Source organism: Nocardia sp. NPDC056952 (assembly GCF_042674185.1).
Taxonomy (GTDB): Bacteria; Actinomycetota; Actinomycetes; order Mycobacteriales; family Mycobacteriaceae; genus Nocardia.
In genome coordinates this window covers 181,101-194,150 of the sequence record NZ_JBHURA010000002.1, presented here as the reverse complement: position 1 = coordinate 194,150, position 13,050 = coordinate 181,101, and the positions used below count along the sequence as shown (strand labels likewise).

12 protein-coding genes are annotated in these 13,050 nt (G+C 66.4%); 9 read left to right on the top strand and 3 right to left on the bottom strand.

The window, feature by feature from the left end; translation table 11 throughout:
• Window positions 1-37 precede the first annotated feature (37 nt).
• Window positions 38-1,072 (top strand): AraC family transcriptional regulator, encoded by a 1,035-nt coding sequence (locus ACFTS5_RS08105; protein ID WP_378628739.1) that lies wholly within the window; start codon window positions 38-40, stop codon window positions 1,070-1,072.
• A gap of 103 nt (window positions 1,073-1,175) precedes the next feature.
• Window positions 1,176-2,324: an acyl-CoA dehydrogenase family protein gene (locus ACFTS5_RS08100; protein ID WP_378628737.1), complete on the top strand. Its 1,149-nt coding sequence runs from the start codon at window positions 1,176-1,178 to the stop codon at window positions 2,322-2,324.
• Window positions 2,325-2,397: 73 nt separating this feature from the next.
• Here the strand turns inward: ACFTS5_RS08100 and ACFTS5_RS08095 are convergent, their stop codons facing one another.
• On the bottom strand, window positions 2,398-4,563 hold the full coding sequence (locus ACFTS5_RS08095; protein ID WP_378628734.1) for a 3-hydroxyacyl-CoA dehydrogenase NAD-binding domain-containing protein: 2,166 nt from the start codon (window positions 4,561-4,563) through the stop codon (window positions 2,398-2,400).
• A 37-nt stretch (window positions 4,564-4,600) separates the two neighbouring features.
• Window positions 4,601-5,815, bottom strand: coding sequence for an acetyl-CoA C-acetyltransferase (locus ACFTS5_RS08090; protein WP_378629992.1), 1,215 nt, complete (start codon window positions 5,813-5,815; stop codon window positions 4,601-4,603).
• Between the two features lie 78 nt (window positions 5,816-5,893).
• Here ACFTS5_RS08090 and ACFTS5_RS08085 point away from each other — a divergent pair, with 78 nt between their 5' ends.
• From ACFTS5_RS08085 to ACFTS5_RS08055, 7 genes are all read left to right on the top strand, one after another.
• On the top strand, window positions 5,894-6,550 hold the full coding sequence (locus ACFTS5_RS08085) for a TetR/AcrR family transcriptional regulator (protein ID WP_378630038.1): 657 nt from the start codon (window positions 5,894-5,896) through the stop codon (window positions 6,548-6,550).
• Between the two features lie 219 nt (window positions 6,551-6,769).
• Window positions 6,770-8,179, top strand: a complete 1,410-nt coding sequence (gene hpnE / locus ACFTS5_RS08080; RefSeq protein ID WP_378628732.1) for a hydroxysqualene dehydroxylase HpnE — start codon at window positions 6,770-6,772, stop codon at window positions 8,177-8,179.
• A 124-nt stretch (window positions 8,180-8,303) separates the two neighbouring features.
• Window positions 8,304-9,533, top strand: a complete 1,230-nt coding sequence (locus ACFTS5_RS08075) for an acyl-CoA dehydrogenase family protein (RefSeq protein ID WP_378628729.1) — start codon at window positions 8,304-8,306, stop codon at window positions 9,531-9,533.
• On the top strand, window positions 9,533-10,681 hold the full coding sequence (locus ACFTS5_RS08070; RefSeq protein WP_378628728.1) for an acyl-CoA dehydrogenase family protein: 1,149 nt from the start codon (window positions 9,533-9,535) through the stop codon (window positions 10,679-10,681). The genes ACFTS5_RS08075 and ACFTS5_RS08070 overlap by 1 nt, the downstream gene beginning before the upstream one ends.
• Window positions 10,682-10,683: 2 nt before the next feature.
• Window positions 10,684-11,304 carry a QsdR family transcriptional regulator gene (locus ACFTS5_RS08065; RefSeq protein WP_378628726.1) on the top strand — a complete coding sequence of 207 codons (621 nt, stop codon included), beginning with the start codon at window positions 10,684-10,686 and terminating at the stop codon, window positions 11,302-11,304.
• A gap of 14 nt (window positions 11,305-11,318) precedes the next feature.
• A complete protein-coding gene (locus ACFTS5_RS08060) occupies window positions 11,319-12,143 on the top strand; it encodes an enoyl-CoA hydratase-related protein (RefSeq protein WP_378628724.1) in 825 nt (274 codons plus the stop codon).
• A 92-nt stretch (window positions 12,144-12,235) separates the two neighbouring features.
• Window positions 12,236-12,682: a MarR family winged helix-turn-helix transcriptional regulator gene (locus ACFTS5_RS08055; RefSeq protein WP_378628722.1), complete on the top strand. Its 447-nt coding sequence runs from the start codon at window positions 12,236-12,238 to the stop codon at window positions 12,680-12,682.
• Between the two features lie 86 nt (window positions 12,683-12,768).
• Here ACFTS5_RS08055 and ACFTS5_RS08050 read toward each other — a convergent pair whose 3' ends face one another.
• Window positions 12,769-13,050, bottom strand: a complete 282-nt coding sequence (locus tag ACFTS5_RS08050; RefSeq protein ID WP_378628719.1) for a hypothetical protein — start codon at window positions 13,048-13,050, stop codon at window positions 12,769-12,771.

Genomic DNA, 13,050 nt, shown 5'->3' with positions numbered 1-13,050 from the left:
CATAATGGAGGGCATGCGCGCGCGACAGGAGCCAGCAGTGGACACGTGGGACTTCCCCCGGGGTGTCGCCAGCGTCGCCGTGATGCACCGGTTCGCCGTCGAACACGGTGCCGATGCCACGTCGATCCTCGCCGGCACGAGCCTGACCGTCGCCGACCTCGACTCCGCCGACCGCCAGATCGATGCCCGCACGGAACTGCTGGTGGTGCGTAATCTGCTGCGCGAACTCGGACCCCGACCCGCGCTCGGCATCGAGGTGGGACGCAGTTACCGCATCAGCGCCTTCGGTATCTACGGCTACGCCTGGATCACCAGTCCCACTCTCGGCGAGGCGATCTCCTTGGCGCTGAGCTACTTCCAGTTGAGCTTCGCGTTCTGCACACCGGTCGTGGAGTTCCACGACCAGCAGATGGTTGCCCGGATCCGACACGATCAGATCCCTGATGACGTCCAGCAGTTCCTCGTCGAACGCGACACCTTCGCGATGCATCGGGTGCTCGAAGACCTGCTCGGCCGACCGGTGGATATCCACCATGCGCGGTTCGCGTTCCCGGAACCCGGTTATGGCGACGACATCGCCGCGACCCTGGGCGTGAGCCCCCGATACGGGCAGACCGAAACCAGCATCACGATCACCGCCGACACTCTGAATCAGCCACTGCCGCAGGCGAATCAGGCCACACTGGCCCTGTGCCTGGCGCAATGCCGTGAACTGATCGACCGCCGGACCACCCGCACCGGGATAGCGGCCGAGGTTCGCGACCACCTGCTGGCAGGCACCGGTATCGCGGGGATCGCGATACCGCCGTCGCTGGACGCGGTCGCCCACGACCTCGGTACCACCGGCCGCACGCTACGGCGCCATCTCGCCACCGACGGCACCAGCTACCGCGTCCTGCTCGACGAGGCGCGGCGCGGTCTGGCCGAGGACATGCTGACCGCCACCGCACTCTCGGTCGAGGAGATCGCCGTGCGGCTCGGCTACACCGAGGCGGGCCCCTTCATCCGTGCCTTCAAGCGCTGGACGGCCACCACTCCGGCCGCCTACCGGCGCACCCGGGGTCGCCGCTGATCACGGCGACCCCGACCGCCGAGGATTCCCTATTGACGTCGCGCCAATATATCTGACAATCTGTTTCCGCAGATTGAGGCAGATTGCGTCCTGGGAGGCACTGATGACCGCACACGCGGGCTGGGTAGACGATGAGATCGAGGCCGTTCGCGAACTCGCGACGAAGTTCTTCGAGAAAGAGGTGCTTCCTGGCGCCGAGCGGTACAAACAGCAGGGGCACCCCGACCGTGACCTCTACCTCAAAGCAGGCAAGCTCGGGTTGCTGGCCCCGTCTGTTCCGGAAGAGTACGGCGGCGGAGGTGGCACCTTCGCCCATGAGGCGGCGATCATCGAGGCCCAATCGAAGGCAGGCGACACCTCCATGGGCCTCGCGATCCACTCCGGGATCATCGCGCCCTATCTCGTCGAGTTCGCCTCCGAACAGCTCAAGGCACGTCTGCTGCCCAAGGTGGTCAGCGGCGAGTGCCTGCTCTCGATCGCGATGACCGAACCGGGAACGGGATCGGACCTGCAGAACATTCAGACCAGGGCGGTGCGCGACGGCGACGAGTACGTCATCACCGGTTCGAAGATGTTCATCAGCAACGGCGCGCTCTGTGATGCGGTCATCATCGCCGCCAAGACCGACCCCGACAAGGGCGCCGCCGGGGTGTCGCTCATCGTCGCGGAGGTCGGTGACGACACCCCCGGCTTCACCCGAGGGCGGACCCTGTCCAAGATCGGCGGCACCGGCCAGGACACCGCCGAGCTGTTCTTCGACGGCCTGCGGGTGCCGGTCGGCAACCTGCTCGGCGAGGCCGAGGGCCAGGGCTTCTATCAGATGATGAAATTGCTCCAGCAGGAGCGACTCGTCTGTGCGGTGATGGCCGTGGCGTCGATGGAGGCCGCGGTCGCGATGACCATCGCCTACACCAAGGATCGGCAAGCGTTCGGAAAATCGCTGCTCGGCTTCCAGAACACCAAGTTCGAGCTCGCCGAGTGCGCCACCATCGCCAGAATCGGTCGCGTCTTCCTCGATGACTGCCTCACCGACCACCTCGCGGGCGAGCTCGACGTGGCAACGGCGTCGATGGCCAAATACTGGCTCACCGATCAGTTGAGCGTGGTCGCCGACCGATGCTTGCAGCTGTTCGGCGGATACGGGTTCATGACCGAGTACCCGATCTCGGAGATCTTCACCAGTGCGCGGGTGCTTCGTATTCTCGCGGGCACGAACGAGATCATGAAGGAACTGATCGCCCGTTCGCTGTAGCCCGTTCCAGCACAGAACCCCCCGCCGCCCGGTAGTCCCGGGCGGCGGGGGGTTCTGTTCGTCGTGGTGACCGTCAGCCGAGAGTTTCCCCGGCGGCAGCCTTGACTCGCAACGACTCCGGGACCTCGAACCGGTCGCCGTAGGCGGCCCGCAGCTCATCGGCGCGCGCGACGAAGCCGGCCAGACCACCCGCGTACTGGTTGATGTACTGGATGACGCCACCGGTCCAGGCGGGGAACCCGATGCCGAAGATGGAACCGATGTTCGCGTCGGGCACGGTGCGCAGCACGCCCTCGTCGAAACACCGCACGGTATCGAGGGATTCGGCGAACAGCATCCGTTCCTGCATGTCGATGAACGCGATGCCGTGATCGTCGCGGGTGTACTTCTCGACCAGTCCCGGCCACAGGCCCAGCTTCTTGCCGTCGGCGTCGTATTCGTAGAAGCCGCGGCCCTCGAGCCGGCCCGGGCGCTCGAAGTCGTCGACCATCGCGTCGACGAGCGGGTAGGCCTTCGAGTCGACCCAGTTCTTGCCCTCGGCGAGCAGGTTCTCCTTCAGGCTGCGCCGAATCTTCTGCGCCAGCTTCATATTGATCTCGTCGGCCAGCGCCAGCGCACCGACCGGATAACCGGCCTGGGTGGCGGCCTGTTCGACCGAGGCCGGATGCACGCCCTCGGCGACCAGCGAGATCGCCTCGTCCATGAACTGGCCGATCACCCGGCTGGTGAAGAAGCCGCGGCTGTCGTTGACCACGATCGGGGTCTTCTTGATGGCGAGGGTGTAATCGACGGCACGGGCGATCGCCTCGTCGCTGGTCTGCTCGCCGACGACGATCTCGACCAGCGGCATCTTGTCCACCGGGGAGAAGAAGTGCAGTCCGATGAAGTCCTTCGGCCGCTGCACGCCCGTGGACAGGTCGGTGATGGGCAGGGTCGAGGTATTGGAACCGAGCAACGCGTCCGCGTTCACCAGGTGTTCGATCTCGCCGAACACCTTCTTCTTCAGGCCCGGATCCTCGAACACCGCCTCCACGACGAAGTCGCAACCGGCAGCATCGGCGGGGTCCGCGGACGGGTGGATGCGACCGAGGATCTCGTCGTACTTGTCCTGGGTGATCGCGCCCTTGCGCAGGGCCTTGTCGAGCAGCTTGGCCGAGTAGGCCTTGCCGCGCTCGGCCGCCTCGATCGTGACGTCCTTGAGCACGACCTGCATGCCGGCGCGGGCCTGCACATAGGCGATGCCCGCGCCCATCATGCCCGCGCCGAGCACGAGGACCTTCTCCGGCGTGCGCACGGGGAAGCCTTCGGGGCGGCTGCCGCCCTTGTTGATCGTGCTCAGATCGAAGAACAGTGACTTGATCATGTTCGTCGAGACCTGGCCACAGATCAGGTTGGTGCAGTAGCGGGTCTCGATCGCGAACGCGGTGTCGATATCGACTTGCGCGCCCTCCACCGCGGTCGCGAGCACCGCGATCGGCGCGGGCATCGGCGAACCCTTGAGCTGCTTGCGCACATTCGCCGGGAATGCGGGCAGATTGGCCGCCACCGCCGGGCTCGACGGGGTGCCGCCGGGGACCTTGTAGCCCTTCACATCCCACGGCTGCGCGGCCTCGGGGTTGGCCGCGATCCAGGCGCGAGCCTTGTCGAACATCTCCTCGCGGGTGGCGGCGACTTCGTGAACGATGCCGACCTGCAACGCCTTCGCGGGCTTCATCCGCTGGCCCTGGCCGACGACGTTGAGCACCGCGCTGGTGATTCCGAGCAGCCGAACTGTCCGGGTGACACCACCGGCACCGGGCAGCAGACCGAAGGTGACCTCGGGCAGGCCGAGCAGGCTGCCCTTGGCGTCGAGTGCGATCCGGTGATGGGTGGCCAGCGCGACCTCGAAACCGCCGCCGAGGGCGGTGCCGTTGATCGCGGCGACCACCGGCTTGCCCAGCGTCTCGAGCCGACGGAACGCCGCCTTGTAGGTGTCGAGGCCGAGTGCGATCTGCGGGGCGGTCTCCGGTGTCGCGTTCATCAGCAGGTTCAGGTCACCCCCGGCGAAGAACGTGTCCTTGCCAGAAGTGAGGATGACCCCGTCGAAGCTGTCGCGTTCGGCCTCGAGCCGGTCGACGGTCGCGGTGAGGTCACGCGCGAACGCCTCGGTCATCGTATTGGTCGACTGGTTCGGGTCGTCCATCGTGAGCACGAGCACCCGATCGGCGCCGAGTTCCCAGGCAATCATGTTGTCAGTCATTGCTTTTCGTTCTTCCTTCGGTATCGGAGTCCGACGCTCAGACGCGCTCGATGATGGTGGCGATGCCCATGCCACCGCCGATGCACAGCGTGATCAGCGCGCGCCGCGCTCCCCGGCGCTCGAGCTCGTCGACCATGGTTCCGGTGATCATGGCCCCGGTCGCGCCGAGCGGGTGACCCATGGCGATGGCGCCGCCGTTGACGTTGAGCTTCTCGTCGGGGATGTTCAGCTTCTTCTGGAAGTTGAGCACCACCGAGGCGAAGGCCTCGTTGAGTTCGAACAGGTCGATGTCGTCGACCGTGAGCCCGGCCAGCGCCAGCACCTTCTCGGTGGCCGGGACCGGGCCGGTCAGCATGATCGTGGAATCGGCGCCGCTCACCGCGGAGGCGACCACGCGGGCGCGCGGCGTGAGACCCGCGGCGACACCGGCGGATTCACTGCCGATGAGCACCAGCGCCGAACCGTCGACGATGCCGGAGGAGTTGCCGGCGTGGTGGACGTGGGTGATCTTCTCGACGTGGTGGTAGCGCTGCATCGCGACGGCGTCGAAGCCGCCCATCTCCCCCATCGCCGCGAACGACGGGGTCAGCCCGGCCAGGCTTTCCACCGTGGTGTCGGGGCGCATGAACTCGTCGTGGTCGAGCAGCACCGCGCCGTTGATATCACGCACCGGGACAATGGATTTGGCGAAGTAGCCACCCGACCAGGCGGCGGCGGCCTTGCGCTGCGAGCGCACCGCGAAGGCGTCGACGTCCTCGCGGGTGAAACCCTCGATCGTGGCGATCAGGTCCGCGCCGACACCCTGCGGCACGAAGTAGGTGTCGTAGTTGGTGACCGGATCCATCGCCCACGCGCCGCCGTCGGAGCCCAGCGGAACCCGCGACATCGACTCCACGCCGCCGGCGATGACGAGCTGCTCCCAGCCCGACCGCACCTTCTGGGCGGCGGTGTTGACGGCTTCGAGGCCCGAGCCGCAGAACCGGTTGAGCTGCACACCGGCGACGGTGTCGGGCAGCCCGGCCGCCAAGGCGGCGGTCTTGGCGATATCGGCGCCCTGATCGCCGACCGGCGACACGACGCCGAGCACGATGTCATCGATCGCCGCCGGATCGAGTCCGGGATGGCGGGTCTTCAGTTCGTCGATGAGCCCGACCACCAGGTCGAGCGGCTTGACGCCGTGCAGGGCGCCGGTCTTCTTGCCACGCCCACGCGGCGTGCGGATCGCCTCGTAGATGAATGCCTCGGTCATGATTCTCTCTCCTCGCTCGAATCTGACAACAGGATGCAGCAGATTTGGAAATCTGACAAGGCTTTGTGGCAGACTCGGCGCATGGTCAAGGATCGTGCGTACGCGGGTGTGCCTGCCGAACAGCGGCGCGCGCAGCGCCGGATCACGTTCCTGGAGGCCGCCAGGGAGATCGTCGGCACCCAGGGCTCGGCCCGGCTCACCGTCGGCGGCCTCTGCCGCCAGGCCGGACTGACCGAGCGATACTTCTACGAGAGCTTCACCAACCTCGACGCCGTCGTCACCGAGGTCTACGACCAGGTCATCGGTGAGCTGACCGAGCTGATCGCCGTCCGTGTACGCGCCGCCCCCGATCCCCTGCGCGACAAGGTGCACGCGGCCATCGCCGCGGGCCTGCAGGCCGTCGCCGACGATCCACGGCTGATCCGCATCGCCTTCACCGAAGCCCAGCTCAATCCCGCCCTCAACGCACGCCGCACGGCAACGATCCGCGGCTTCGCCGCGCTGGTGCTGGCGACGGTGAACAAGCAACTCAGCCCCGAAAGCACCGGTGCCGCGGGCGCATACGGCGAGCTCGCCGCCATGCACCTCGTCGGTGGGCTGTACGAGACCGTGTACGGCTGGCTCAACGGAGCACTCGACCTGACCAGAGACGAGCTCGTCGACGAATCGACCGAGATCTTCCTCGCCGTCGTCGAGCAGATCCTGGGACCCGAAAGCCTCCTGAGGCGCCGGAGTTAGCCCGACGCCCCGATCAACCGCGCGGCACACCCCTACCGCCGCGCACGCGCTGACCCCGTTCGAACGAGAGCGCTTCACGCCTCAGCCGCGATCGGCCGGGCAGCGAGTTCCGTTCCGCACGAGCGGTTTCCACCCTGTACGAACACATCGACGTTGTGCGAGTATGACTGACAAATTCTCTCATTCATTCTCACATTCATCGATTGCCCGGAGGTACCGATGGGGCAGCAAGAATCCCCACACATCCTGGTCGCGGGGGCGGGCCTGGCCGGATTGGCCACGGCGGTCTGGCTCGCAGAGGCAGGCCACCGCGTCACCCTCGTCGAGAAGCGAGGACGCCTCGGCGGTCGCACGATCTCGTTCGAGGTGCCCGGCATCGAAGGCAGGGTCGACAACGGTCAGCACCTGTTCGCCGGCTGCTACGACGCGCTGCTGCGCTACGTCGACACCATCGGCACGCGCGAGCAACTCTTCTGGGACGCACCGCCTTTCGCGATCAGGACCGGGCCCGACCGGCTGCTGACCCTGCGCGCGCCCGCCTGGCTGCCGGGCACGCTGCGCCGCGCCGTCGGGCTGTCCTGGATGGTGTGGCCACCGATCCCGCTGCGCGAACGGCCCGCCGCCCTACGCACCTGGGCGCGGATCGCCCGCGCCGCGCTGCGCCCGGCACCGGAACTCGACGACCTGACCGTCGATCGCTGGTTCCGGCAGATCGGCGCGCCGCAATCGTTGCGCGCGTTGGTGCTCGATCAGTTCGTCATCGGCCTGCTCAACGAGAAGACCGAGCGGGTGTCGGCCTCCATGTTCGTCCAGACCCTGCACTGGATCGGCAAGCGCGCGCTGTCAGGGAACACCAGGGCCGGTGACGCGGTGTGGCCGCGGGTAAGCCTGCACGAGTTGTTCGTCGCACCCGCCGAGCGCTATCTGAAGGCACACGGCGCAGAGATCGTCGTCGGTGCCGGAGTCGCCGATATCGAGATCATCGACGACGGGCTCACCGCGGTACAGCTCTCCGACGGGCGGGTCATCGAGGTCGACGCGGCGGTTCTCACCTTGCCGCCGTGGTCGCTGACAACACTGCTCGATCGCGGCCGGCTCGGGCAGTACGACCATTTCACTCCTGTGCGCAAGATCGAGCCCGCCCCGATCTCGAGCGTGTACGTGTGGCTGGATCGTCCACTCAGGATGCGCAGGCTCGCGGAGAATCTGCGCGACACCACCATCGAGTGGGTTTTCGACACCACCGGCATGCACGGCGTCGAGACCGGGGCAGGGCACTGTTATTCACTGGCGGTCAGCGCCTCGTGGGATGTCGTCCATCTGCCCAACGCCGAATTCACCGCGGCGGCACTACGATCGCTGGCCGAGCACTACCCCGAGTTCGCCGAGGCGCAGGTGCTGCGCACCCACGTCATCCATCAGCCGCAGGCGACCTTCTCGGCGCAGCCCGGTTTCGACGAGCTGCGCCTGCCGCAGCGCACGCCGATCGAGGGCCTGTTCCTCGCGGGCGACTGGACCGAGACGGGCATGCCCTCGACGATGGAGGCCGCTGTCGAGAGCGCGGTCCGCGCCGTCGGCGCGGTTCACGAATATCTCGGCCCCCACACCGGCGACAGCGGGATTAAGTGACTCACCATTCTAGGTTCTGACGCCTCAACATCCCTTGATTACAGACTGAGACAGAAGTACATTGTGTCTCACGCGACCGCAGGTCTGCATGGGCGCAATGGAGCACATCCCTCCGGGAGGGTAGATGGATTACGACTGGTCAGAGGCAGATCTCGCCTTTCGAGACGAGGTTCGCACCTTTCTCGACGAGAAGCTGACACCCGATCTACGCCGCGCCGGACACTTGGCGACCAGCGTCTATCCGGATCACGAAGCCAGCATGAAGTGGCAGCACATTCTTCATGCTCGCGGCTGGGCGGCACCGGCATGGCCGGTCGAATACGGCGGCTGCGACTGGAGCCTCACCCAGCACTACATCTTCGGCCGGGAACTGATGCAGGCCGGTGCGCCCGCGCTGTCGCCGATGGGCATCAGAATGGTCGCGCCCGCGATCGTCGCCTTCGGCACGACCGAGCAGAAGGCGTACTACCTGCCGCGGATTCTCACCGGTGAGGTGTTCTTCTGCCAGGGGTATTCGGAGCCGGAATCCGGGTCCGATCTGGCATCGCTGACGATGGCCGCCGTCGACGACGGCGAGGACTTCGTGTGCACTGGAAGCAAGATCTGGACCACCCACGCGACCGAGGCGAATTGGATCTTCTGCCTCGTGCGCACGTCGCGCGAGGGGAAGAAGCAGCAGGGCATCACCTTCCTGCTCATCGAAATGACCTCGCCGGGCATCGAGATCCGCCCGCTGGTGATGACCTCCGGCGAGCAGGTGCAGAACCAGGTCTTCTTCGACGGCGTCCGAGTGCCGAAAAGCAATGTGCTCGGCCAGATCGACGACGGCTGGACCGTGGCGAAGTATCTGCTCGTTCACGAACGTGGTGGGGCACTGTCGCCGATGTTGCAGGTCATGGTTCAGGAAGTCGCGACCGCGGCAGCCGGGCAGACCGGCCCGGACGGCAATCCGCTGATCGATGACGCCACCTTCGCCGCGAAGCTGGCCGAGGCACGGATTCGCACCGAAGTACTCGAGATCCTCGAGTACCGAACGCTGTCGGTGCTGGCGCAGGGCAAGAACCCCGGCCCCGCCTCGTCGATGCTCAAGATCCTGGCCACCGAACTGAGCCAGAAGATCACCGAATTGGCACTCGAGGCAGCAGGACCGCGCGGGCGGGTGTACCAACCGCACGCGACGAAACCCGGCGGCCCGATCGCCGGATTCCAGCCACCGGCCGACGGCTACCGCAGCGGCGAAGAGTGGCAGGCCGTCGCACCGCTGCGCTACTTCAACGACCGGGCAGGCTCGATCTACGCGGGCAGCAACGAAATTCAGCGAAATATTCTCGCCAAGGCAGCATTGGGGCTCTGATGGACTTCACCTTCACCAAAGAGCAAGAACTCCTGCGTGATTCGGTGGCCGGATTCCTCGGTGCCCGGTACGACCTGGAGCAGAGTCGGAGCGCGGTCAAGTCCGGCGCGGGGTGGCAGCCCGCTGTGTGGCGCGGTTTCGCCGAGGAGTTGGGGATCCTCGGTGCGACCCTGCCCGAGGATGTCGACGGTATGGGCGGCGGGCCGGTCGAAATGATGGTCATCGCCGAGGAACTCGGGCGCGCGCTCGTCGTCGAACCGTATGTCGACACGGTCGTCATCGGGGCGGGTCTGCTGCAACGCTGCGGTGGTGCGGCTGCCGACGCACTGGTGCGGCAGATCGTGGCCGGTACGGCGCGCACCGCGTTCGCCGCACTCGAGCCGACGTCGGGTCATGCGCTGCACGATCTTTCGACGACCGCGCGCCGCGACGGCGATTCGTGGGTGATCGACGGCAGCAAGACCGTCGTGACCAGCGCCCCGGTGGCGACCCATCTGATCATCAGCGCGCGCACCTCGGGTACCCGGCGCGACCGATCCGGTATCTCGTTGTTCCTCAGCGAGTTCGATGCGGCGAATCCGCCGGCCGGGGTCGAGATCCACTCCTACCGGACGATCGACGACCGGGTCGGCTCCGACATCACCTTCACCGATTTCCGATTGCCCGCGGCCGCGCTGCTCGGCGCGGAGGGCGAGGCATGGTCGTCGATCGAGGCCACAGCCGACGAGGCGATCGCGGCGATCGCCTCGGAAGCGGTCGGATGCATGCGCAAGGTGGTGGCGGATACCGTCGAATACGCCAAGCAACGCCGGCAATTCGGTCAGCCGATCGGCAGCTTCCAGGTTCTGCAGCACCGCATGGTCGATATGTACATGGAGCTGGAGCAGGCGATCGCCGCAGCGTATCTGGCGATCCACGCACTGAACGCGGCACCGGCGGTTCGGGCGCGGGCGGCATCCGCGGCCAAGGTCACCGTCAGCCGTGCGGCGCGATTCATCGGCCAGAACTCCGTCCAGCTGCACGGTGCGATGGGCATGACCGAGGAACTCGCTGTCGGCCACTACTTCAAACGGCTGACCGCGATCGAGCACGAGTTCGGATCCACCGACCACCACCTCGCCCGCTACGCCGAGCTGACGAGGCCGTAACAGTGACCAGCGGCGAAAGGTCGTCGCCGGATCCGGACGACCCGGCATCGAGCACGCCTGCGAAACCGGTGCGTGAGAGCGTGATCGACCTCGCGCACCGGTGGTTTCTCGAGGGCCGCCGGATCGATATGCAGCAGCTGGCCCGTGCATCGGGGATCGGCCGCGCCACGCTGTATCGCTGGTGGGGAAGTCGGGAAGTCGTCATCGGTGAAGTGGTGTGGCGGATCATCGCGGAGGCGATCGGTCGCGTCGAGACACGTGACGCGAGCGTGTCCGAGGATCCCGCCGAGCGCTTCGTCCGCCACTTCGGCACCCTCGCCGACACGGTCCGCAGCTTCGAACCGCTGACCCGATTCGTCGCCGACGACCCGGAATACGGCTTGCGCGTACTGACTTCCGGATACTCCGTCGTCCAGGGCCGAATGATCGACTGGGTCGCGTCACGACTGACAGACCTGCCCGATCTCGATCCGCGTATCGAAGTCCGCGATCTCGCCTACGCGATCGTGCGCGTCGGCGAAGCTTTCGTCTGGAGCGACATCATCACCGGCGACCCGCCACAGTCCGGCAAGGCCACCGCCATGGTCGAGCTGCTCGTGTCCGCCGCATCCGGCAAACGCTGAACCGAGGAGTCGAATTGTCCTACAAAACCATCGTTTACAGCGTTGATGCGGCCGTCGCCACCATCACGCTGAACCGTCCCGAGGCGCGCAACGGCTTCACCACCGTGATGGCCGACGAACTCGGCGCTGCCTTCACCGAAGCCGACCGCGACGACGCCGTTCGCGCGGTGATCTTCGCCGGCGAGGGGCGTGACTTCTGCGTCGGCATGGATCTCACAGCGGACGGGTCCAACGAGGATGTCACCGATCCCGACTGGGTCGAATGGTCCACCCGGGTCGTGCGCCCGATGACCGACCTCGACAAACCCGTCATCGTCGCCATGCAGGGCGCTGCCATCGGCGTCGGCCTCTCCATGACCCTCGCCGCCGACTTCCGCCTTGCCGCAACAGATTCCCGCTTCGGTTTCGTCTTCGCCCGCCGGGGTCTGTTCCCCGAGGGTGGTTCGCTCTGGTTCCTGCCGCGCATCGTCAGCCTGGCCAAAGCCAAGGAGTGGATGATCACCGGCCGCGTTTTCGGCGCCGACGAGGCCCTCGCCGCAGGCCTGGTCACCAGCCTGCACGCCCCCGAAGACCTCCTGCCCGCCGCTCGGGCCCTTGCCGCGGAACTGACAACCCAGGTCGCCCCTGTCTCCGTAGCCGCCATCCGTCGCGGGCTGGTCGCCATGTCCGGCGACAAGACCCCCGACGACGTCTTCACCCTCGACGCCCGCCTCATCTCCTATGCCTTTTCCAGTGCCGACCTCCGCGAAGGCATCATGTCCTTCCTCCAGAAGCGCCCACCTCACTTCACCGGCACAGTGGCCACCGAGCTCCCCCACCTCGACGATTGGCTGTCCTGAACTGGCACAGCTGCTTCGGGAAGCTGTCCCGCCCGGTTGAGGACCGCCGCAGGCCGGGACAGCGGGCAATTTTGTTCGTAAAGTTCATGATTGTGTCACCGAACTCGAATACCGCGGCTGTGGCCGGGGCGCTGTCCTTGCTGACTGTGAGACTCGACCGCCTACTGCGCCTGCATCACACCGACCAGCCGATCTCGTTGGTCCAACGCTCAGCGCTCACCACGCTCGTCCGCGACGGCGCGATGTCGTCGGGCGCGCTCGCCATCAGAGAAGGGGTGCGGCCACCATCGATGACGCGGACGATCAACGCGTTGGCGGCGCTGGGACTGATCGAGCGCAAACCCCACCCGTCCGACGGCAGACAGGTCGTCGTCTCGGTCTCGCGATCTGGTCGGTCACTGCTGACCGACAAGGTCTCGGCCCGTGATGCCTGGCTCGCCGGGCAGTTGAGCAAGCTCTCCGACGAGCAGACCACCCTGCTGAGGCAGGCCCTGGTGATCATGGGCCACATCGGCGAGGCAGAACCTCTCCCCGAATGACCGTATCGCCACGACGTCGGCCGGAGGGCTCGCCACAAGCTCACCGGCCACGGCGACATCGCGCGAGCGTCCACTCCTGACCCGCGTCAGACCCGGCGCATGAAAGCGAGCATGTAGTAGACGTTGTCGATGTTCCGTTCGACCACAGTGACCATTTGCCACCCCTGCGATTCGAGCATCTCGACACCATTGAGCAAGTGCACGACAGGTTCGAAGATCGCGCGCTGATACGCGGCCGAACCGAACACCAACCCGCCGGTCTGCGGTGAGCTCAGCACCAGGTTGCGACGCGGATAGGACCTGAGGTCCACCGCACCGTTCAACACGGCGATGACATCGAAAACAGGTCCGGGCGCAGGAGCATTCAC